Origin of the sequence: Yersinia enterocolitica (assembly GCA_002082245.2) — a bacterium.
Taxonomy (GTDB): Bacteria; Pseudomonadota; Gammaproteobacteria; order Enterobacterales; family Enterobacteriaceae; genus Yersinia; species Yersinia enterocolitica_E.
Genome location: NBTC02000002.1, coordinates 570,872 through 592,677, shown reverse-complemented (window position 1 = coordinate 592,677; position 21,806 = coordinate 570,872). Strand labels below are relative to the sequence as shown.

The window sequence follows — 21,806 nt, the reverse complement described above, 5'->3', positions numbered from 1 at the left end:
ATACCTGTTTATTCGGGTCTGCGGTGAATTGACTGCCCCAGACGACCCGCCCGCCAATTTATGCTAATCTTCACTGCGGCGCGCTGCGAACTGCGTCATCGCGCCCCCAATATGTCCATCCGAAAGAAAAGAATAGTGACTCATGAGTGTGAAATCCCTGACCATCAAAGCCTTGCCTTATCAGCCTGACGCCCTGCTCCAACAATTTGCTCCACTCGCCAATCAAAGCTGGGCAATGCTGCTGCATTCGGGATTCGCAGAACATGCTCATAATCGTTTTGATATATTGGTCGCTGACCCGCAGGTAACACTCACCACTCGGGGCCTGCAAACGGAGATAATCAGCGCGCAAGGCCGAGTCTGCTCCCCGGCAGATCCCTTCTGTTTATTACAGCAGCAGCTCGATAAATTCGCCTTGCCACTGCCATCACACCCTGACCTGCCATTTCTGGGCGGTGCATTGGGGTTATTTGGTTATGACCTGGGCCGTCGAGTTGAGAAGTTGCCGACACTGGCCGAACAAGATATCGCATTACCGGATATGGCGGTCGGCTTGTATGACTGGGCGCTGATTGCCGACCATCATTTGCAGAAGCTGACGCTGGTGTGTCATGGGGATGCCGAGCAGCGCCTACTCTGGCTACAGCAGCAACAGAGTCCTAAAGCTCCCCAGTCATTCACACTGACCAGCCCATGGCAGGCCAATATGTCGCGGGCGGAATATGGCGAAAAATTCCGCCAGATTCAAGAGTACCTGCACAGTGGTGACTGCTATCAAATTAATCTGGCACAGAGATTCAGTGCTGAATATCAAGGTGATGAATGGCAAGCCTTTCTGTCGTTGAGTCGCAGTAATCGCGCACCGTTTTCGGCCTTTATCCGCTTGCCACACAACGCCATACTGAGTGTCTCGCCGGAGCGCTTTTTATGGCTGGAAAACCATCAAATTCAAACCCGCCCGATCAAGGGCACACTGCCACGTTTGGAGCTCCCCGAGCAGGACCGCTTGCAGGCTGAACGGTTAGCTAACTCACCGAAAGATCGGGCTGAAAATCTGATGATAGTGGACCTGCTGCGCAACGATATTGGCCGTGTGGCACAACCAGGTAGCGTGCGGGTGCCTGAGTTATTTGTTGTTGAGCCTTTCCCGGCAGTGCACCATTTAGTTAGCACCATTACCGCGACCCTGCCTGCTGAATGCCCGGCGACGGCGCTGCTTCGAGCCTGCTTCCCCGGTGGTTCAATAACCGGAGCACCGAAGATTCGTGCCATGGAGATCATCGAACAACTGGAGCCACAGCGGCGCAATGCCTATTGCGGTAACATTGGCTATATTAGTTGCTGTGGTACGATGGATACCAACATCACCATCCGCACGCTGTTGACCGAAAACGGCAAAATCTATTGTTCTGCCGGTGGAGGAATTGTGGCTGATAGCCAGGAGCAGGCTGAATATCAGGAAACATTTGATAAAATCGCCCGCATTTTGCCGCAACTGGAAATGCCTGGCGTTGAAAAAGACAGCTTATAAGCGAGCCATTCTGTGAGTGAATTATTTATCGGGCAAACTTTGTCTGAATTTATCAGCCGGTTTCAACTGCAACTGCCCCAAGCTGGCAGCTTTACGGCCAATAGCCACCATGCCGCGGTTTTAATTCCGATAATCTGTCGACCAGAGCCTACTTTACTGCTGACACGGCGCTCTGATCATCTGCGTAAACATGCCGGTCAGGTCGCCTTCCCCGGCGGCAAAGCAGACAGGGAAGACAGTTCACTGATTGATACCGCACTGCGTGAAGCGCAAGAAGAGGTCGCTATTCCTGCTTCGGCGGTACATGTCCTCGGGCAACTGGCGCCATTAGACAGTTCCAGTGGTTATCAGGTCACCCCGATTGTTGGTTTGATCCCCGCTAATATTGCCTTTCATGCTAATGAAGAAGAGGTGGCTGGTCTGTTTGAAATGCCCTTACACGAGGCGCTTAGCCTTTCACGCTACTATTCTCTGGATATCCATCGTGGAGGTGTCAATCACCGGGTCTATCTTTCTTGGTATGAGAGCCAGTTTGTCTGGGGCTTGACGGCGGCAATTATCCGGCGGCTGGCACAACAGGTGAGTATTTAATCTAAAACCATCACTCAAGCATGGGTAATGAGTGACACACCTCACAGCGTTGCCGCTAAAAAAGCTGAATTACAGCATAAAGCGATCCCTATCACCCCATCACATCGATTTTTACTCTACTTTCCTTGCACAACCATTTTAAAAAAACTGTAAACTGGCCTGTCAGCGTTATGAAATATCTGTAAAATAACATTCATCACTATAAACCACTAAAAATGTAAGGTTAAAACCTGATAGTGAGCGCCACTGATGTCATCCTAAGCTGCTCTCGATTTAGTTCGTGGGTGATAACACAGGCAGACACCATATGTAGTTAATTTCATATGGTTTTTGATCGTTTTTTAGCCCTAAATTGATCGTGATATGTAACTGTTGCGGCATCAAATCGATGCGGCTAACACCAGTAGGACCCAAATAAACAAGGGTCTGTGATGGCAATACTTCATGTATAAATATTTATCATGCGAAGTAACCTGCTGCTATCCACAGAACTCTTATACTTAATATAGATATTCTCAGTCACATTCATATGCACTGGGAATAACAAAATGCGTTGTTAAGGAGTTATAGCGTGATTAGCGTTTTTGACATGTTTAAGATTGGTATCGGCCCATCCAGCTCTCATACTGTTGGGCCAATGAAAGCTGGCAAGGAGTTTGCTGATTTGCTGGTGACTCAGGGCTTGATGCCATCTGTCACGCGTGTTGCCGTTGATGTTTACGGCTCACTCTCATTGACAGGGAAAGGTCATCACACCGATATCGCCATTATTATGGGGTTAGCCGGCAATATGCCTGACACCGTGGATATCGACAGCATCCCAGCCTTTATCCGTGATGTGGGATTAAGCCAGAAATTGATGCTTGCCAATGGGTTGCGTGAAGTTGATTTCCCACGGGAAGGCGGAATGGTGTTCCGCAGCGATAATCTGCCACTGCACGAAAATGGCATGCAAATCCACGCCTTTGCCGGTGATGAGAAAGTGCTGAGCAAAACTTATTATTCAATCGGTGGGGGTTTCATCGTTGATGAAGAGCATTTCGGCAAAGCTGCGGTAAATGCCGTCAGCGTGCCCTATCCATTTAATTCTGCTGAAGAAATTCTGGCAAACTGCAAGCAAACCGGCATGTCTATCTCCGGTATGGTGATGCAGAATGAGCTGGCGATGCACAGCAAAGAAGAGATTGAAGCCTATTTCACCGCTATCTGGCAGACCATGCGCGCCTGTATTGATCGCGGTCTGAACACCGAGGGCGTATTACCGGGTCCTCTGCGTGTACCGCGCCGTGCCTCCGCATTGCGCCGCCTGCTAGTCTCTTCCGATAGCCTGTCCAGTGATCCAATGAACGTTATTGATTGGGTCAATATGTTTGCACTGGCAGTTAATGAAGAAAATGCGGCTGGCGGGCGTGTTGTTACCGCGCCAACCAACGGCGCTTGCGGTATCGTCCCCGCAGTGCTGGCATATTACGACCACTTTATTGAGCCGGTCACCCCGGAAATCTTTATCCGCTATTTCCTGTCATCAGGTGCTGTCGGTATTTTGTACAAGATGAATGCCTCTATTTCTGGCGCTGAAGTAGGCTGTCAAGGTGAAGTGGGCGTTGCCTGCTCAATGGCAGCCGCAGGTCTGGCTGAATTACTGGGTGCCAGCCCAGAAAAGGTCTGTATTGCCGCTGAAATTGGCATGGAACACAATTTGGGGCTGACCTGTGACCCGGTTGCCGGCCAGGTACAAGTGCCTTGTATTGAACGTAATGCCATCGCATCAGTAAAAGCCATTAACTCTGCACGTATGGCGATGCGCCGCACCAGTGATCCACGCGTCTCCCTCGATAAAGTTATCGAAACCATGTTTGAGACCGGTAAAGATATGAATGCCAAATATCGCGAAACATCCCGTGGCGGTCTGGCTATCAAAGTGCAATGTAATTAATTTATTACATTGAAAAAATCGTGTTCATCAAGGGGATGCCGGTGCGCCCCTTGATGCACAGTAAAAGATTAAAAATAACTGTTATGCCTAGCAACCAAAACATGCGGGAATGCAACATATCTCACAACACACAGACCAATCAATATCTCCTTGAGGTATTTGAGGCTGAGTATCGCACGCTTTTTTATTTACCTCAGCGGCGATGGGTGTCGATAATGCATCACTAAGCGCCCTTGACGCCGTCTCCTGGCCGAATGTACCAAATGAAGACAGCATTAATACAAGAACAAAAACTATCTTTCTCATAGAACCTCCATCACGAGCGGGTAGAATGGTGAAAATATAGGTTATACGGCATCAAAAACAGAAAGTTAATTTCTATTCTGGCATTTTAAAATAGATTAAAACCAATATTTTAAACTGTTTTTAATGCCTACTTAAATTCTGTTTAAATACCCATATAACTGCCTTGAGCATTGACTTGCTTAAGTGATTTTAAGCATAGTATATATCAATTTATTTGGCGTTATTATTTTAATTAATTATTACTTGTTTCCATTCACACGTAAAATAAACATAACCTGTTGATTGTGAACAACTTAATGAGCAATTGTTTATTTTAATAGTCATCAGTATTTACTGGGGTTTTAGTATTATTGCTTTCGTTATTATATATATCAGTTTTATTTAAATTGCAGGCCTGGAAATTAACAATAAAAAACATAGTTAACTATAATTGTTTCGTCTATTAAAAAACAATTAATAGTGTGATGAGTATTATTTATCAGTCTGATAAATTAAACGAACTAAAAAGCGCTGAAATATCCATTAAAAAATGCGGGTCACCTTAAGATGACCCGCATTAGCCGAAACTCTTTTCGTTGTTAGAGTGTTACTCTTCCAGTTCGTTATTCAGTTTGGTGATTCGCACTAACTCGATACGGTAATCCGAAACCTCCATAATCTCAAAACGCAGGTTATGCAGTTCAACCACATCCCCGGCGGTTGGCATATGGCCTGAGTGAGACAGCAGCATCCCGGCGAGTGAGGCATAATCGGCGGTCGGACTTACCAGTTCGTGACAGTCCAGAGCCTGTTCCAGAGAGTGTAAATCCGCGCCTCCTTTCACCAACCAGCCATCACCGTCAGTGATAATGTCTGGTGTTTCATCTTCATCCGGGAACTCACCGGCAATGGCTTCCAACACATCAAGTGGTGTTACCAGACCCTGTACCACACCAAATTCGTCATTGACCACCACTAAGCGGCCTTTTGCTTTGCGTAATACACCCAACAGATTAATCACGTCCATGGTATCGGGTACCACAATCGGTGGCGTTGTCGCCGCAAACTCACAAATAGAGTCACCTCGCTCAATGGCAACTAACAGATCTTTGGCGCGAACCACGCCGATTATCTGATCCAATGAATCACGACAAACCGGGAACAAACTGTGTGGTGTATCTAAGAGCTGCTCACGGATCTCCTCTTGTGAGCGATTACAATCGACCCAGGATATCTCTGTCCGTGGTGTCATCACACTACGCATCGAGCGGGATGCCAATGTCAACACACCACTTATCATATAGCGCTCTTCTTGTGCAAATGCCTCGGTAGGTATCATCTGTTGCGAGTCACCATTTTGTGGTTCCTGCTGCTGACGCCCCCCCATCAAACGAATGATGGCTTCAGCCGTGCGCTGGCGTCTTGGCAAACGTGACTCATGCTTAATGAAGTTACGGCGCGCAATCTGGTTAAACAGCTCAATCAGAATAGAGAAGCCAATGGCTGCGTACAGATAGCCTTTCGGAATGTGGAAACCAAAGCCTTCAGCAATCAGACTCAGGCCAATCATCAGCAAGAAGCTCAGACACAGCACCACCACCGTAGGGTGGGCATTGACAAATCGGGTCAGTGTTTTCGATGCCAACAACATCACGCCCATGGCGATGACAACCGCAGTCATCATAATCGCCAAGTCATTCACCATCCCCACCGCAGTAATCACTGCATCGAGTGAGAATACAGCATCCAGCACCACAATCTGTGCCACTACTGCCCAGAAGCTGGCATAGCCTCGATTGGCACTGTCATCGTGCTGGTTACCCTCCAGCCGTTCATGTAGCTCGGTGGTGGCTTTAAATAGCAAAAACAGCCCCCCCACCAGCAAAATAAGGTCGCGTCCCGAGAAACTAAAACTGCCGACACTAAACAGTGGTGTCGTCAGCGTGACCATCCAGGAGATGACCGACAACAGCCCCAGGCGCATGATCAGCGCAAGCGACAGCCCGATGATTCGCGCTTTGTCTCTTTGTTTGGGGGGGAGTTTATCAGCCAGAATGGCAATAAAGACCAGGTTATCAATACCCAGAACAATTTCCAGCACCACCAGTGTCAATAACCCTGCCCAGATTGAGGGGTCCATTAGAAATTCCATGTCAGACTCCGAAAATAAGAACACGATTTAGATGATGTGCGCACTGCAACAGATACAGCAAAACGCCGTAGCACGGTTGTCAGTATAGATACGCAGAAAGATTGGGTGAGATTATACGCAGCAAAGGTGCGTGATTGAGTAACCAGATTTAAACCCACTGGTTGGGTATTAACGCTAAATAAACAGTAACTTCGGTGACAGTCCATAGGGAGAGCTGAGGCCCTTAACTCCTGACAATTAATAGAGCCGTTAACTTTATCAGGATTTTTTTTATCAGCATAGGGGGATTTATTACCTGACCCACGATAAACAGTCATCTCATCACCTTAAGGTTCATCATCAGCCGCGATTCTATTTTTCTATACCTGAAATTTATCCCTCACCGAAAAGTGGTTATGAATCAATTTTTATACCGATTACACAAATAGTTAACACAAAAAGTCTAATATGACGCTAGCAGCCCAACTGAATACATCAATGTCGTTTATATAACTGTCGATTAATTACCCAAGTAAGCTAAATCATTCATAACATGTCCGAATAAATGAACAGCGTCACATAATTTATTTTTTCACTGACTAAAATAAATCACATCCAACAACATTAAGCGGCCTACTTGAATCGATTCATTTGTGTTGCGAATAAATCATCAGCAGTACGCTGATATTGTGACTATCATAATAGATTCAATGTATACCGAAATGCTGTGGGTGATTACTGGATTTTCTGTTACGTGCTAGGACTCAATTCTGAGTTAACAGAGGGGGTAGCGAGTGAGTATAGCTATTATCATCGGCACACATGGGGCTGCGGCAGAACAACTGCTGAAAACAGCTGAAATGATTTTAGGCGAACAAGCTAACGTCGCTTATATCGATTTCGTCCCCGGTGAAAATGCCGAAACGTTGATTGAGAAATACAACGGTAAATTGACCGGGCTTGATACCAGCAGTGGTGTTCTATTCCTGGTTGATACCTGGGGTGGTAGCCCGTTTAACGCTGCCAGTCGTATTGTTACTGATAAAGAAAATTATGAGGTCGTTGCCGGGGTTAATATCCCGATGCTGGTTGAAACCTTTATGGCTCGTGATGATAACCCATCATTTGCTGAATTGGTTAAAATCGCGGTGCAAACCGGTCGTGAGGGAGTTAAAGCATTAAAAACCGTCGAACCTGATGTGGCTACCACTCAACCGCAACCCCCTGCCGCTGCACGTAAAGTCGCGGCCCCAGCCGTCGCTTTAGGCCCCAATGATCATATGAAGATTGGGTTGGTGCGTATTGATGACCGCTTAATACATGGTCAGGTTGCCACCCGCTGGACCAAAGAAACTAACGTAAATCGTATTATTGTCGTCAGCGACGAAGTTGCTGCTGATAAAATGCGCAGTACGTTGCTAAAGCAAGTTGCTCCTCCCGGCGTCACCGCGCACGTCGTTGATGTTGAAAAAGCGATTCGCGTCTATGACAACCCGAAATATGCCAAAGACAGGGTCATGCTGTTATTTACTAACCCAACTGACGTCGTCCGTGTGGTTGAGGGTGGTGTAGACATCAAGTCAGTCAATATCGGTGGTATGGCATTCCGTCAGGGTAAAACCCAGGTGAATAATGCGGTCTCCGTTGATGAAAAAGATATTGAAGCTTTTAATAAATTAAATGCCCGTGGTATTGAGCTGGAAGTTCGGAAAGTCTCTTCGGATAGCCGACTCAAGATGATGGATTTAATCAGCAAACTTAATAAATAGCTTTATTAAAAACTACGTAGAAAGGTAATGCCCTGTTCTGTTTGGAACACGGTTATTTTTACTCAGCTTTTTTGGTCATAGGAGAAGTACAATGGAGATCACAACTCTTCAGATTGTGCTGATATTCATAGTTGCATGTATCGCCGGGATGGGTTCCATTCTGGATGAGTTCCAATTTCACCGTCCCCTGGTCGCCTGTACTCTGGTAGGTCTGGTTTTAGGTGATATGAAAACCGGTATTATTATCGGTGGTACTTTGGAGATGATCGCTCTCGGCTGGATGAACATCGGGGCTGCAGTAGCGCCTGATGCCGCGTTAGCCTCGATTATCTCTACTATTCTGGTTATTGCAGGTGGCCAAGACATCGGTGCAGGTATCGCACTGGCTATTCCGCTAGCAGCAGCCGGTCAGGTATTAACCATTATCGTCCGTACCATTACTGTGGCCTTCCAGCACGCCGCCGACGGAGCCGCCGAACGTGGCAGCCTACGAGCGATAACCTGGATCCACATTTCAGCCCTGTTCTTGCAGGCGATGCGTATCGCTATCCCTGCCCTGATCGTTGCCCTGTCTGTTGGGACATCTGAAGTTCAGATGCTGCTCAGTTCGATTCCTGATGTGGTTACCAGTGGCCTGAATATCGCCGGTGGTATGATCGTCGTAGTAGGTTACGCCATGGTTATCAACATGATGCGTGCCGGCTACCTGATGCCATTCTTCTACTTAGGTTTCGTGACCGCCGCATTTACCAACTTCAACCTGGTGGCATTGGGTGTTATTGGTGTGGTTATGGCCCTTCTTTATATCCAGCTCAGTCCTAAATACAACAAGTCTCAGGTTGTACAGTCTGGCCCGTCCAATAATGACCTTGATAACGAATTAGACTAGGAAAAGGTGAGAGAAATGGTTGATACAACAACTGTGCTTGATAAAACCACAGCGACTGGTGAAAAGAAACTCACGCCTGCTGATATTCGCGGGGTGTTTATCCGCTCTAACCTTTTCCAAGGGTCGTGGAACTTCGAACGTATGCAGGCGCTGGGGTTCTGCTTCTCAATGGTGCCGGCGATCCGTCGTTTATACCCTGAGAACTCGGAAGAGCGTAAGCAGGCAATCAAACGTCATTTGGAATTCTTCAACACCCAACCTTTCGTTGCCGCGCCAATTCTGGGCGTAACGCTGGCGATGGAAGAGCAGAAAGCCAATGGTGCCGAGATTGACGATGCGGCAATTAACGGGATAAAAGTCGGTCTGATGGGGCCGCTGGCAGGTGTCGGTGACCCAATATTCTGGGGTACTGTGCGCCCGGTGTTGGCAGCTCTTGGTGCCGGTATCGCAATGAGTGGCAGTTTACTTGGCCCATTGCTGTTCTTTGTACTGTTTAACCTGGTACGTTTGCTGACCCGTTATTACGGTGTAGCCTATGGCTATAAAAAAGGCGTCAATATCGTCAGCGATATGGACGGTGGCCTGCTGCAAAAACTGACTGAAGGGGCGTCTATCCTCGGCCTGTTTGTTATGGGGGCCTTGGTTAACAAGTGGACCCACGTCAACATACCGGTGGTGGTATCCAAGATAACCAATCAGAATGGTCAGACCACAGTAACTACGGTGCAAACCATTCTTGACCAGTTGATGCCAGGTTTGGTGCCATTACTGTTAACGTTCGGCTGTATGTGGCTATTACGTCGTAAAGTTAACGCGTTGTGGATTATTATGGGCTTCTTCGCCATCGGTATCTTCGGTTACTGGATTGGCTTCCTGGCACCTTAATGTTCTGATTAGATTTGGTAAAAACCGGGGGTTTACTCCCGGTTTTTTTTAGGGTAGATACCAATACCCAATAGATTTCAAAGTGCAGGAAGGTGGCAGCAACACACCTGTGGTTTGAAAGATGATGGGGATGTATCTCTTGGGAGTTGTTGCATGTCGGTTACTGATCTCGTTTTAATTGTTTTTATCGCCCTACTGCTCGCTTATGCTATTTATGATGAATTCATCATGAACATGATGAAAGGGAAGACCCGGCTGCAAGTTCACTTAAAACGTAAAAGCAAAATCGACTGCGCCATCTTTGTCGGACTGATAGCTATCCTCATTTACAATAATGTCATGGCGAATGGTGCACCGTTAACCACCTATTTATTAGTGGGTTTAGCGCTCATTGCGGTTTATATCTCTTATATCCGTTGGCCCAAATTATTGTTTAAAAATACCGGTTTCTTCTACGCTAATGCTTTTATTGAATATAGCCGAATAAAAAGTATGAATTTATCTGAAGATGGAATTTTAGTCATTGATTTAGAGCAGCGCAGATTATTAATCCAGGTTAAACAATTAGATGACCTAGAGAAAATCTATAATTTTTTCCTTGAAAATCAATAACAAAACAACATCCTTGGGAAATAGGTCTATTGAGTGCCTACTCAACTGATTAATTTCCCAGCAAGACTCTTGTCTCTTATCCTGCTTATTCCCACATTGTTATCGATGTTTATATGTACTATTTTGCACAAAAATCTCGATAATGAAAATCATTATCAGTAATAGTAATTTGTCTTATTATCTTTGGGGTTGTCGCTATAATAATTTATATGTTAAGGTTGCGCCGTTCATGGGGAGTAGCCGGTTTCTGTGCAATTGTACCTAACGTAATTGAAGGGTATTTATTGATAAGCAGAAACGCCCGTATCAACATACTCGTTTCATCTATTGAAACGTGGTACGGGTAGCCAGGTAAGGTTGGCGAGACCATAGACACGTAGCTCCGTCGTTAGGTTGGGGGTGGGTTACGTGTATATGGAGCCGCCCGGCCGAGTTTATTGCTATGAATCTATCTGCAACTCTTATCCTTGCTTTTGCTATGTCTATGGATGCATTTGCTGCATCTATTGGTAAAGGCGCCAGTCTACACAAACCCCGTTTTCGAGAAGCACTACGTACTGGCCTTATTTTTGGCGTAATAGAAGCTATCACCCCACTCATAGGTTGGTGTATCGGCCTGTTCGCCAGTCAATATATTCTGGAATGGGATCACTGGATTGCTTTCAGTCTGCTGTTTATTCTTGGTTGCCGCATGATTTTTGAGGGTGCGAAACAACAAGTTGCAGAGACTGAAAAAATGCGCAGCCACAGCTTCTGGGTTTTGGTCATGACCGCAATTGCTACCAGCCTTGATGCTATGGCAATTGGTGTCGGTTTAGCCTTCTTACAAGTGAATATTGTCCACACCGCCATGGCGATCGGTCTGGCGACCATGATTATGGCTACCTTAGGTATGCTGATTGGCCGTTATATTGGCCCATTATTGGGTAAGCGTGCCGAAATCATTGGTGGGATAGTCTTGATAGCGATCGGCTTTAATATTCTGTATGAGCATATCTATCGGGTCGCTTAATGGCTAAAACGCGTCTATTCTGCCGATAAAATCATTGGGCAAAAATAAACCCCGCATTCAAAGAATCGCGGGGTTTTTTATGGTTCCGATGCCGCTTAGCAAACGGGCATCAACCTCGGATTAGAAGTCCATGGAAACAGACAGTTTTAGCTCACGCGGATTACCTTGATACATATAAGTACCGGTATCTTCAACCGACTCCCAGTAACGTTCGTTGGTCACGTTCTCGAGATTCGCACGCCAGATCAGATTGGTCTCTTTCAGCGGCATGGTGTAACGCATGCCCAGATCCAGACGGGTCCATGGTTTTAGTTTTAAGGTGTTTTCTTGGTTAGCATACTGCGAACCAGAACGTGTGACAGTACCAGTAGCCGTCAAACCTTCTACTGCTTTAATATCGTACTCACCGCCAAACACTAACTGATAGCGAGCCACACCCACAGCATAATTACCATTATTTTGGCTGCTTTGCGCTTCGGTCAGTATCGGGTCCAACCACACGGCACTACCTAACAGACGAGTACCAAATACCGGTTCACCGAATACGTTCAGTTCAACGCCGCGGTTACGCTGTTCACCACCCAAGGCGTAGATATTGGTTGTTGCATCAATGGCACCGGCAGGTCTGGTGATTTCAAACAGAGCCAAGGTACCGCCATAGCGCTTGTTATCGAATTTCACGCCAACTTCATTCTGTTTAGCATGAATAATACCGGTAACATTACCCGCATTGGCGGTATACCAAGGCGCGACCTTCCCCGGCGATAATGCTTCAATGTGGTTAGCATACAGGGAAACATTTTCCCACGGTTTAACCAGCAAGCCATATACCGGTGTCACTTTCATGGCATCTTGCACGTTTTTACTGTCTGGTACACCACTGTCAAAATTGCGAATAACCACTTCCTGACGGCGCAGCCCGAGCATCAACTGCACTTTATCATCCATTGCCGACAGGGTATCCGACACCGAGATGCTACTGGCCCGAACCTGACTGTTTAGTGTTGGGTCTTGATTAGGGCTAGCAAAAGCAGTTGGGGGGAATGGGATTACCCCTGGGTTATAGATATTGGTGTCTACTGGCCCTGACATATTCCAGGCAGATTTAGCCGTTCGGTAGTTAGCGGCATAACCGAGATTCATCTTATGGGTTACTGGGCCGGTTTCAAAATGACCACGAATCCCCCCTAAACCAGCAATAGAGTCCGAAACATAAGGCACATACAGACGGCTGATGGTGGCGTTGCCATTATTATCAGTCAGCGTTGGTGAGCCATATTGCCCGGTTTCGTCATTGTGGCTGGCACCGAGGGTACCGTATACCGTCCAGTTCTGGCTTAAATCATACTCACTACGCAGCATACCGAAGGTGGTTGCCATATCGGTATAGACCCACTGCTGACCATAGTTTAAGGTGGCTGCCGGTGGTTCTGGAATCACCGTCGCACTACCAATGGCAACATCAGTACGCATACCGTGAACGGTTTGTTTTTGATATCCAATATCTAAAGAAGTACGGGCGCGGTCACCACGGTAATCTAAACCGGTTGAGAGTGCGGTCGTGCGCTCGTTCTGATCATGAATCGCCGTTTCGCCTTCGCGGTGCAGCACATTAACCCGCACACCGAATTGGTCATTGTCACCAAAGCGGCGACCGACATCCAACGCACCACCAACCTTGGCAGAAGAAGTATAATCCACACTAACACGCGTCAATGGAGTATCACCGGCACGTTTAGGCTCCAGGTTAATCATCCCTCCCACACCGCTGCCGCTCGGCGAAATACCGTTTACAAATACGTTCGGGCCTTTAAACACTTCAACTCGCTCGACCATACTGGTATCAACCACCTGACGTGGCAGTACGCCGAACAGACCGCCGAACGAGATATCATCCCCATCGAGATTAAAACCACGAATACGGAAGTTCTGTGAAGCATTACCGTAGCCGCGCACGTTCTGTACTGAAGCATCGTTTTTGACCACATCAGCCAGTGTCCGCGCTTGCTGGTCTTCTACCAATTTAGATGTGTAGCCAATCACATTAAAAGGTACGTTGCGCGCATCTTGCTGCCCCAGGAAGCCAATACGCCCACCGTTAGCTACCTGACCGTCCAGATAGGTTGGAATAAGATCATTACCACCGGCACGGAAGGTCTCTTGCGTCCCGACCACGGTAATAGTATCCGTTGTTTTGCTGCTATCAACCTGAGTGGCATCAGCTGTTGTGCTAGCCTTTTTGCTGCTTTCAGCCGTATTGTCTGTGGCTGTTGCTGCCCATACAGATGCAGACAAAGTCCCTAATGCCGCACCGATCATCACGCACAAAAGACGTGGTGCAAGCCGCTTCTGATTTGCGCGGGTAGAGATAGTTTGATTCATCGTGTTGATGCCCCTGAAGTTTGCAATTTTGTTAATAATGAGAATGCTTATTATAAGGATTCAGAATTATCCTGATAACAGTTGCCGATGCAAGCATTTCTGCACTTCTGCGGGGTTATTTTTTGTATCGTGAAAAAATTAGATCAGTTATGTAATGAACATGATCTCGGTCGGTAATCTTATGGCCCCAAATGAGGGGAAATGATTGCGTAAATTACTTTTATATACGACCAGACTAATTTCCCCTTCCCTACTTAAGTCAATTTTTATGGGTTATTCACGCCACCCCCTATTATTAATAAGGCGATTTATTCTTTCTCCCTGTTATATTGACATCAGTTCCTTACCTGAAGTCCCGTAGTGACAGGCTTGATAAGCGTAACCCTCATATCCATTACAATTCTTATCGTGTATTTATTTCTGGTAAGAAAATTCTCATTACCTAATTTCATCTGTTAGCGATAGACTGCTACATTACTTTTACCGCAATAACAGATTAACCCTTCTGGCTCTCGATCCGCTCAGCCAAAGGTGGCTGAATATTAATTCAAGGAAATACAGGAATGGCTTTGCATCCAGCATCATTTGACGATCATATTTTCCGGCTCTTGATTGAAGCCGTTGATGACTACGCCATATACATCATTGATGCTCAAGGACATATCCTCACTTGGAACAGTGGCGCAGAACGCAATGCCGGTTACGCTAGCGAAGAAGTTATTGGTCAATCTTTCGAACTGTTTTATACCCCAGAGGATTTGGCGAACAAATTACCGACCAAAGGGCTGCAACATGCCAATCAGTTTGGCCACTATGAAACCCAGGGCTGGCGGGTGCGTAAGAATGGTAAACGTTTTTGGGGTAATATTACGCTGAGTGCGCTGCATGATTCAGACCATATTTTGCAGGGATTCGTCCATGTCACCCGCGACTTGACGGATAAATGGCAGCGCGAAAATGCGCTGCGAAAGAGTGAGGAACAGTTTCGTCATCTGATCAGTGAAGTTGAAGACTATGCTATTTACATGATCGATACTCATGGCCGAATTCTCACCTGGAATAAAGGTGGAGAACGGAATGAAGGCTATACCAGCGATGAAATAATCGGTGAACATTTTGCGTTGCTGTTCACACAGGAGGATATTTCTGCTGGGGTGCCGGAGAAATCACTTGCCAAAGCTACCGCAGAAGGTAATTACCAGAGCGAAGGCTGGCATGTGCGCAAAAACGGTATTCGCTATTGGGCCAGTGTAGCAATTAACCCAATGCATGATGACAGTGGCAAACTGTTGGGATTTACCAAAATTGTCCGTGATCTCACCGAGCGTCGTCAACGAGAAGAAGCACTGCGCATCAGTGAAGAGCGTTTTCGCTTAATGGTTGATACTGTTGAGGATTACGCTATTTTAATGCTTGACCCTTGGGGCCGGGTCAGTACCTGGAACCACGGTGCTGAACGGAATATTGGCTATGCCAGTAATGAGATAATTGGTCAGCATTTCGGTTGTTTCTTTTTACCCGAGGATATTGCCGCCGGGTTACCGGAGAAGTTGCTGAAGACCGCAGCATCGACGAGTCGAATGGAGCGTGAGGGCTGGCTGGTTCGCAAAGATATGACGCGCTACTGGGCAGTGACAGTCATAACAGTAGTCCATGACAATAATGGGAAACTTCTCGGTTATGCCGAAATAATCCGTGATATGAGTGAGCGCAAACAACGCGAAGATGCACTGCGCGCCAGTGAGGTCGCGCGTTATGAAGAGCGCGAGCAACTGCATCGGGTGTTGTCATCTATCCAGGAGGGGATTATCTCCCTCGACACAGAAGGCCGTGTGGTACTGATGAACCCCAAAGCCGAAGAGATGACCGGGCGTAGCCAAAATGAATCCTGCGGTTTGCCTATTGAAGACGTTTTTATTTTGTGGTCTCCGTTGCAAGATAAAAATCAGTTACTTGCCTTCAATCAGTGTTTGGCCGAGGGGCGCAATACCTTATTACCAGAAGGCAGCCAGTTATTATCAAGCCAAGGAGAACGGCAAGAGATTCGCTGTTCTGCCTCGCCGATCCGCGATCGTGACAATATACTCACTGGCGCGGTCGTGGTATTTCAGGATGTGACTCGCGCCCGCCATGCACAGCGCGAACTGCAATATCAGGCCAATCATGACATGCTAACTGGCCTGATTAATCGGCGTCGACTGGAAGAGCGGCTCACCCAGTCAATCAGCCAATTGGGGGATAACGAGCAGCATATCCTCTGTTATGTCGATTTAGACTATTTCAAAGATGTTAACGATACCGCAGGTCATGAAGCTGGGGATATGGTGCTGAGAATGGTGGCACAAACCATGCAACAAGCCGTTCGTGAAAATGACATTGTTGCCCGTTTAGGTGGCGATGAGTTTGCTATCGTGTTGTTTAATTGTCAAAACAAGCCTGCAACAGACATTCTGGAATCTGTGGTTGCCGATATTGCCGCCATCCAATTTCATTGGCACGGTCAATCGTATACATTTACCGCAAGTCTGGGCGCCATCCCGCTAACTCGCCAAACTGAGAATGCCGCACAAGCCATGCGTCAGGCAGATATCGCCTGTTATGCAGCAAAACACGCAGGCCGTAACCGGCTATCACTCTCACTCTAAACCCTTCTTGTCTGGGTGGCGATGACTGCCACCCACTCATCAAATTGACCAATCATCAGAAGCGCATTAACTCAATCGCCCTTAATGACACAATTTTATCAGGGTTATTGGTTTGTATGTCGCGCAATTAGACTTTGGTCAAAATATCGCTGTCAGTGCTGTGCTATATAAAGATAATCATCTTATAGCTTGGAACAAATAGATATGCCGTACTTTACGGTTAGTGTTGTTTTGCATAATGCAGTGGAAGGCGATTACGAGTCACTTAATAAGAAAATGATTGATGCCGGCTTTACCCGCCTTATTGGTCGGGAAAAAGTCTATAAATTGCCTGAAGGGGAATTCAATTATGGCAGTGGCACACTAAACAAACAAGAGGTCGCTGATTTAGCACTAAAAATTGCCGAGGAGGTACGGTTCATACCCTCTATACTGGTGACTGAATCCGGTGGTCGAACCTGGCGAAACTTAGATCTTAAATAAACCACTTCAGTAAAATATAAAAAAACCATGAATTTGACTTAAGTTAATTAATGATTCTACACCAGGGAATGTCACACTATAAATATATTAAAATAATAATGAGAGTTTACCTTAGGGGAGTTAGCTAATATTAAGGTATTGGTGATTTTTAAAAATCAAATCTGGATTGATATAATTTATATAAGACTCGTGGCCCGAACACTGTCAGGCCAACGCTAACAGCATAGACTATTGGTCACTGCTCACGGCTGCAATTTCAGCCGTAGGCTCTTCTCTGCGGCGGTGCAACGCAATGACAAAGTCAGTTTCACAGATAAATGCCTGCCGCGCAGCCAACTCCTGCCCCATTTCGATTGATGCCCGCCAGGCAAAAGGGGTCATCTGCAATAAATTAAAACTCTGCTTACCCGGAAGTTTCATTTCATAAGCCAGTTTTTCGCAACTCAGCAAGTCAAACCCCTCAAGGTGCTCTTGTGCATCACCGTGGAGTTGTACTTCTGGGTAGATCAGTGCTTTTAACTGATAGAGATGACGCGGCCCAGGGGCAACAGTAACCACAATCCCGCCAGGTTTCACGGTACGTGATAACTCCGCCGCTTTGCACGGTGCATAAATCCTTAATACCGCATCAAGCGAGTTATGGGCAAAAGGTAAGCGATGGCTGGAAGCTACACAGAAGCTCACCTGTTGATAGCGCTTTGCGCCATACCTTACGGCGACTTTTGCCACATCTAAACCGAAAACAGCCATTTGACGCCGCCGATTTAACCTATCTGCCACAGCGCCGGTGTAATAACCTTCACCACAACCGATATCCAGCAACATGGTGGCATCCAGTGGTAACGCTGCATCCAGAAGCTCGCAGACCCGCTGCTGCAAGGGCTGATAATATCCCGCATCAAGAAATGCCCGCCGGGCCTGCATCATCTCAGGGCTATCTCCTGGTTGTTTCGATCCCTTGTGCTGCACTGGCATCAAATTGACGTAACCCTCTTTGGCGCAATCGAACTGATGATTATTGCTGCAACGCCACTGCTGCACGCTAAGCTGCAAAGCCTGATGACAAAGGGGGCACTGATAAGACATGGTTGATTTCCAGATGACAGACAAATAACCGCCAGAATCGCGGACAGACACGGCGTTAGTCTAAAGAAGCACTTCCACCGTTGCAAGCCACTGTTTAACGCCATAAATCGGTCGAATATCAGCTATGGTGTACCATCCCTGCCGGGATAGCGTCAGGTTCAACATTCATGGTGCGCAAAATTTGCCCCATAATATCGCTAAATACCGGGGCAGAAACCGCGCCGCCATAGTATTTGCCGCCTTGCGGATTGTTTATCACGACCACCAATGCAAAACGGGGTTGGCTGGCAGGCGCGACACCCGCGGTATAAGCCACATATTTATCAATATACTGGCCATTTGGCCCAATCTTCTTAGCAGTCCCCGTCTTAACGGCAACCCGGTATCCCCTGACGGCCGCTTTCATTCCGCCACCGCCGGGCAGCGCCACACTTTCCATCATATGTTCCACTTGCCGCACCAGATCCTCGGGGAATACCCGTAGCCCTAACACCGGAGGATCGACCTTAGTAATCGATAATGGCCGATAAATACCGAAACTGCCGATGGTGGCATAGACTCGAGCCAGTTGCAGCGGCGTCACCATCAAGCCGTAACCGAAAGAGAAGGTAGCACGATCCAGATCACTCCAGCGTTGCCGCTGTGGCATTAACCCACTACTTTCACCGGTAAGGCCTAACTGAGTCGGTTTTCCCAAACCAAACAACGCATAGGTTTCCATTAATGCCGAAGACGGCATTGCCAACGCCAGACGAGAGACGCCAACATCACTTGATTTCTGCAATACGCCGGTCAACGATAGCGCAGGATAAAAACCCACATCTTTAATTTGGTGCCCACTCAGCACATAAGGATGGGTATCCAGTACGCTGTCTGGCTTTACCAGATGATGTTGTAATGCAGTCATTACCACCATCGGTTTGACTGTCGAACCCGGCTCAAAAATATCGCTGATAGCCCGATTACGAAAATTCTCTTCCGCCGTGGCTGCGCGGTTATTCGGATTAAAGGTGGGATAGTTGGCCATCGCCAAGACTTCGCCAGTATTAATATCAATAACCACTGCGGAGCCAGAATCAGCCTTATTAAACATGACAGCATTGGTCAGCGCATGGGATGTTTCAGCCTGCAAACGTTCATCAATACTGAGTTCAACATTCTGTCCCGGGTGGCTATCAGTAGAAGAGATATCCTCAACCACTCGGCCAAAGCGATCTTTACGTACCACTCTACTGCCAGCGGTGCCACTTAATAGCGAGTTAAAGCTCTTTTCTACGCCTTCAATACCCTGGTCATCTATATTAGTGAAACCAATTAAATTGGCCGCCACATCACCGGACGGATAAAAACGCCGTGACTCCGCTTTGGTCGCGATACCGGGCAGTTTCAAGCGTTGAATGTACTCAGCAACATTAGGTTCAACTTGTCGGGCAAGATAGATAAAACGGGCATTGGGGTTTTGATTGATACGGTTGATTAATTGACCTATTGGCATATTGAGTTCCTGTGCCAATGCCTGCCAGCGTTCGGTAGTACCTACCCCGCCTTTTTCCAGTACCGTTTTGGCATCAGCCCAAATGGCCTCGACCGGGACACTGACCGCCAACGGATGCCCGCCACGATCAGTTATCATACCGCGTGTATTGGGTGTTGCCACCACACGCACTGAACGCATGTCCTCTTCTTTTACCAGCGGATCCGGTTCAATAACTTGCAGCCAGGCAACCCGTGCCAGCAGGCCAAAAAGTGACATTAAAATACAACTACACAACAAGCCAAAGCGCCAACGAATAAAGTTATTACTGTCAGTTTTTGGTTTAGGAATCATTAAGATCAACCCTGGAGAATAGCGAGCATCATAGCTGCCATTAAACCCTATCCCAGACACTAACGGGTGCCAAAACAGTGATACAAGATGCATTATTTTGCAACAATTCACTAACGGCGATTTAAAAGAAAAGGTGACTGGTCAATAACTTAAAAATCGGCTTACACTGAGTGGCGTTCTTTTTCTTCATTAGGTAGGTTCTATGACTGATTTTTCACCACAACTTAGCCGGATCACCACCCTCTGCCATGGTTTTGGCAATAAATCGGCCCTGTTACCTTCCTGCCTCTTGCCATATCAGGCTTCACAAGCCATTAAAAAGCAGGTTCATGGCACTACGATTATCGATGTGACCGCCCCGGGACAAGAGTGTGGTGAAGCCGATGGTTTCTATACCACTCAAGCAGGCATTTTATTGACCGTTCTGACGGCTGATTGTCTGCCAATCATTTTTAGCCAACAACAAGGGAGAGCCATTGCGGTGGTTCATGCTGGTTGGCGGGGCTTATTTGATGGTATTATCTTAAAAATGGTTGAGCGTATTGCGCGCGATGATGACCCTGTAAATTGGGTTGCAGCCATCGGGCCTGCCGCACAGTCTTGCTGCTATGAAGTCAATGAGGAGTTGGTCGAAAGGTTTACTAATAAATTACCACTGGCTAAAAATATCATTTCACCCCGTTTTCGCCACCTCAACTTAGCGGCCATTGCTGAACACCAATTACGAAGTGCAGGCATTCATCAAGTCGATCATGTGGGCAGTTGTACTATTTGTACGACTATTCAACATGATGATAATAATAAAAGTCACTTCAAATATACCAGTTTCCGCCGAACCAGCCAGCAGCAAGCGATTGACCCAACCCATCCAGGGATTAAAGGCCGTAATCAACATTCCGGCTTAATTATTTTGCCTTAACGGATAGATAATATTTATCGCACCCTGAATACGAAAAAACCCGCACAAAGGCGGGTTTTTACAGCAAAAGAGCTGATTAGATTGCAGTAACGTTTACTGCAGACGGACCTTTCTGACCGTCTTGGATTTCGAACTCTACGTTCTGGCCTTCAGCCAGGGTTTTGAAACCATTACCCTGGATTGCAGAGAAGTGTACGAACACATCTTTGCTGCCGTCAGCTGGAGTGATGAAACCGAAACCTTTAGACTCGTTGAACCACTTAACTTGACCTTTGATCTTTGCCATCTTGAGTATTTCCTTTGGATTGTTTAACTCGCCCGTAGGCGTTTACATAGACAAACTAGAGTCGTTACTGCTTGAGGCACTAAGATAAGGATCGGCAGAGAAGCGGTATTCAACGCTAACGTCTTTACTCAGAACTTCTTTACTGAAAATGCCACACATATACAGAACTGTACCTCGTTTTACCCATATGCGTTATCACATACTCTGTATTCGATGGCAAGCCATTTTTAATCAAGGGTGAACCTGTCGCACATATTTGAAACGCTTGCTCATAAAGAATGCGTAAATATGCTGAAATTTGTTGAAGGTCATCGTATTTTCTGCTCTATTTTTTTATACTGGCCTATCGCGCTTTCTTACTGGTTTTTAACATTTCAGCTAACACTTTTTATAATACTGCTTACGTGGATATTTACTGTTTTCCATCCCCAGCATCGAACCGAAAATCACAGTGGTATAAATTTTATTAGCATTAAATATATAATAATTGAATATATCCCTCCCCAGCGCTGACGGCTCACTCTCTTCATCTAGTG

General features: G+C 46.7%; 18 protein-coding genes and 1 pseudogene. 12 read left to right on the top strand and 7 right to left on the bottom strand.

The window, feature by feature from the left end; translation table 11 throughout:
• The first annotated feature begins 142 nt into the window (after nt 1-142).
• The 3 genes from pabB to A6J66_003995 all read left to right on the top strand — a co-directional run bounded on the left by pabB (nt 143) and on the right by A6J66_003995 (nt 4,058).
• Complete coding sequence (pabB, locus tag A6J66_004005; protein ID PNM23433.1) at nt 143-1,531, top strand: aminodeoxychorismate synthase component 1; 1,389 nt, start codon at nt 143-145, stop codon at nt 1,529-1,531.
• Nucleotides 1,532-1,543: 12 nt separating this feature from the next.
• Nucleotides 1,544-2,122, top strand: a complete 579-nt coding sequence (locus tag A6J66_004000) for a CoA pyrophosphatase (protein ID PNM23432.1) — start codon at nt 1,544-1,546, stop codon at nt 2,120-2,122.
• Nucleotides 2,123-2,693: 571 nt separating this feature from the next.
• A complete protein-coding gene (locus A6J66_003995) occupies nt 2,694-4,058 on the top strand; it encodes an L-serine ammonia-lyase (GenBank protein ID PNM23431.1) in 1,365 nt (454 codons plus the stop codon).
• An 87-nt stretch (nt 4,059-4,145) separates the two neighbouring features.
• On the opposite strand, the gene A6J66_003990 is transcribed toward A6J66_003995, so the two are convergent.
• Entirely contained in the window at nt 4,146-4,364 is a 219-nt protein-coding gene (locus A6J66_003990) for a Heat-stable enterotoxin (GenBank protein ID PNM23430.1), read from the bottom strand.
• Nucleotides 4,365-4,950: 586 nt separating this feature from the next.
• The gene (locus tag A6J66_003985; protein PNM23429.1) at nt 4,951-6,495 is read right to left on the bottom strand and encodes a TerC family protein; all 1,545 of its coding nucleotides are present in this window, start codon (nt 6,493-6,495) and stop codon (nt 4,951-4,953) included.
• A 773-nt stretch (nt 6,496-7,268) separates the two neighbouring features.
• Between A6J66_003985 and A6J66_003980 the strand changes: the two genes are divergently transcribed.
• The 5 genes from A6J66_003980 (at nt 7,269) to A6J66_003960 (ending at nt 11,641) form a co-directional block, all read left to right on the top strand.
• A complete protein-coding gene (locus tag A6J66_003980) occupies nt 7,269-8,243 on the top strand; it encodes a PTS mannose transporter subunit IIAB (protein ID PNM23428.1) in 975 nt (324 codons plus the stop codon).
• A gap of 91 nt (nt 8,244-8,334) precedes the next feature.
• Nucleotides 8,335-9,132 (top strand): PTS mannose/fructose/sorbose transporter subunit IIC, encoded by a 798-nt coding sequence (locus tag A6J66_003975; GenBank protein PNM23427.1) that lies wholly within the window; start codon nt 8,335-8,337, stop codon nt 9,130-9,132.
• A gap of 15 nt (nt 9,133-9,147) precedes the next feature.
• Nucleotides 9,148-10,017, top strand: a complete 870-nt coding sequence (locus A6J66_003970) for a PTS mannose transporter subunit IID (protein PNM23426.1) — start codon at nt 9,148-9,150, stop codon at nt 10,015-10,017.
• A gap of 153 nt (nt 10,018-10,170) precedes the next feature.
• A complete protein-coding gene (locus A6J66_003965; GenBank protein ID PNM23425.1) occupies nt 10,171-10,629 on the top strand; it encodes a DUF986 domain-containing protein in 459 nt (152 codons plus the stop codon).
• A 442-nt stretch (nt 10,630-11,071) separates the two neighbouring features.
• The gene (locus tag A6J66_003960) at nt 11,072-11,641 is read left to right on the top strand and encodes a hypothetical protein (protein PNM23424.1); all 570 of its coding nucleotides are present in this window, start codon (nt 11,072-11,074) and stop codon (nt 11,639-11,641) included.
• A 120-nt stretch (nt 11,642-11,761) separates the two neighbouring features.
• Here the strand turns inward: A6J66_003960 and A6J66_003955 are convergent, their stop codons facing one another.
• Nucleotides 11,762-13,816: a TonB-dependent receptor gene (locus A6J66_003955; GenBank protein PNM23423.1), complete on the bottom strand. Its 2,055-nt coding sequence runs from the start codon at nt 13,814-13,816 to the stop codon at nt 11,762-11,764.
• Nucleotides 13,817-13,820: 4 nt separating this feature from the next.
• On the opposite strand from A6J66_003955, the pseudogene A6J66_003950 reads away from it, so the two are divergent.
• The 3 genes and pseudogenes from A6J66_003950 to A6J66_003940 all read left to right on the top strand — a co-directional run bounded on the left by A6J66_003950 (nt 13,821) and on the right by A6J66_003940 (nt 17,151).
• A pseudogene (locus A6J66_003950) lies at nt 13,821-13,994 on the top strand (ferrichrome-iron receptor).
• 592 nt (nt 13,995-14,586) lie between these two features.
• Entirely contained in the window at nt 14,587-16,668 is a 2,082-nt protein-coding gene (locus tag A6J66_003945) for a diguanylate cyclase (GenBank protein PNM23422.1), read from the top strand.
• 204 nt (nt 16,669-16,872) lie between these two features.
• A complete protein-coding gene (locus tag A6J66_003940; protein ID PNM23421.1) occupies nt 16,873-17,151 on the top strand; it encodes a hypothetical protein in 279 nt (92 codons plus the stop codon).
• A gap of 228 nt (nt 17,152-17,379) precedes the next feature.
• Here the strand turns inward: A6J66_003940 and A6J66_003935 are convergent, their stop codons facing one another.
• Together A6J66_003935 and A6J66_003930 are read right to left on the bottom strand one after the other, a co-directional pair.
• On the bottom strand, nt 17,380-18,237 hold the full coding sequence (locus tag A6J66_003935; GenBank protein PNM23420.1) for a 23S rRNA (guanine(745)-N(1))-methyltransferase: 858 nt from the start codon (nt 18,235-18,237) through the stop codon (nt 17,380-17,382).
• A gap of 118 nt (nt 18,238-18,355) precedes the next feature.
• The gene (locus A6J66_003930; GenBank protein ID PNM23419.1) at nt 18,356-20,065 is read right to left on the bottom strand and encodes a peptidoglycan glycosyltransferase FtsI; all 1,710 of its coding nucleotides are present in this window, start codon (nt 20,063-20,065) and stop codon (nt 18,356-18,358) included.
• Between the two features lie 202 nt (nt 20,066-20,267).
• On the opposite strand from A6J66_003930, the gene A6J66_003925 reads away from it, so the two are divergent.
• Nucleotides 20,268-20,984 carry a peptidoglycan editing factor PgeF gene (locus tag A6J66_003925; GenBank protein ID PNM23418.1) on the top strand — a complete coding sequence of 239 codons (717 nt, stop codon included), beginning with the start codon at nt 20,268-20,270 and terminating at the stop codon, nt 20,982-20,984.
• 76 nt (nt 20,985-21,060) lie between these two features.
• Here the strand turns inward: A6J66_003925 and A6J66_003920 are convergent, their stop codons facing one another.
• Together A6J66_003920 and A6J66_003915 are read right to left on the bottom strand one after the other, a co-directional pair.
• Nucleotides 21,061-21,270: a cold-shock protein gene (locus A6J66_003920; GenBank protein ID PNM23417.1), complete on the bottom strand. Its 210-nt coding sequence runs from the start codon at nt 21,268-21,270 to the stop codon at nt 21,061-21,063.
• Nucleotides 21,271-21,312: 42 nt separating this feature from the next.
• A complete protein-coding gene (locus tag A6J66_003915; protein PNM23416.1) occupies nt 21,313-21,429 on the bottom strand; it encodes a DUF2627 domain-containing protein in 117 nt (38 codons plus the stop codon).
• Nucleotides 21,430-21,806 lie beyond the last annotated feature (377 nt).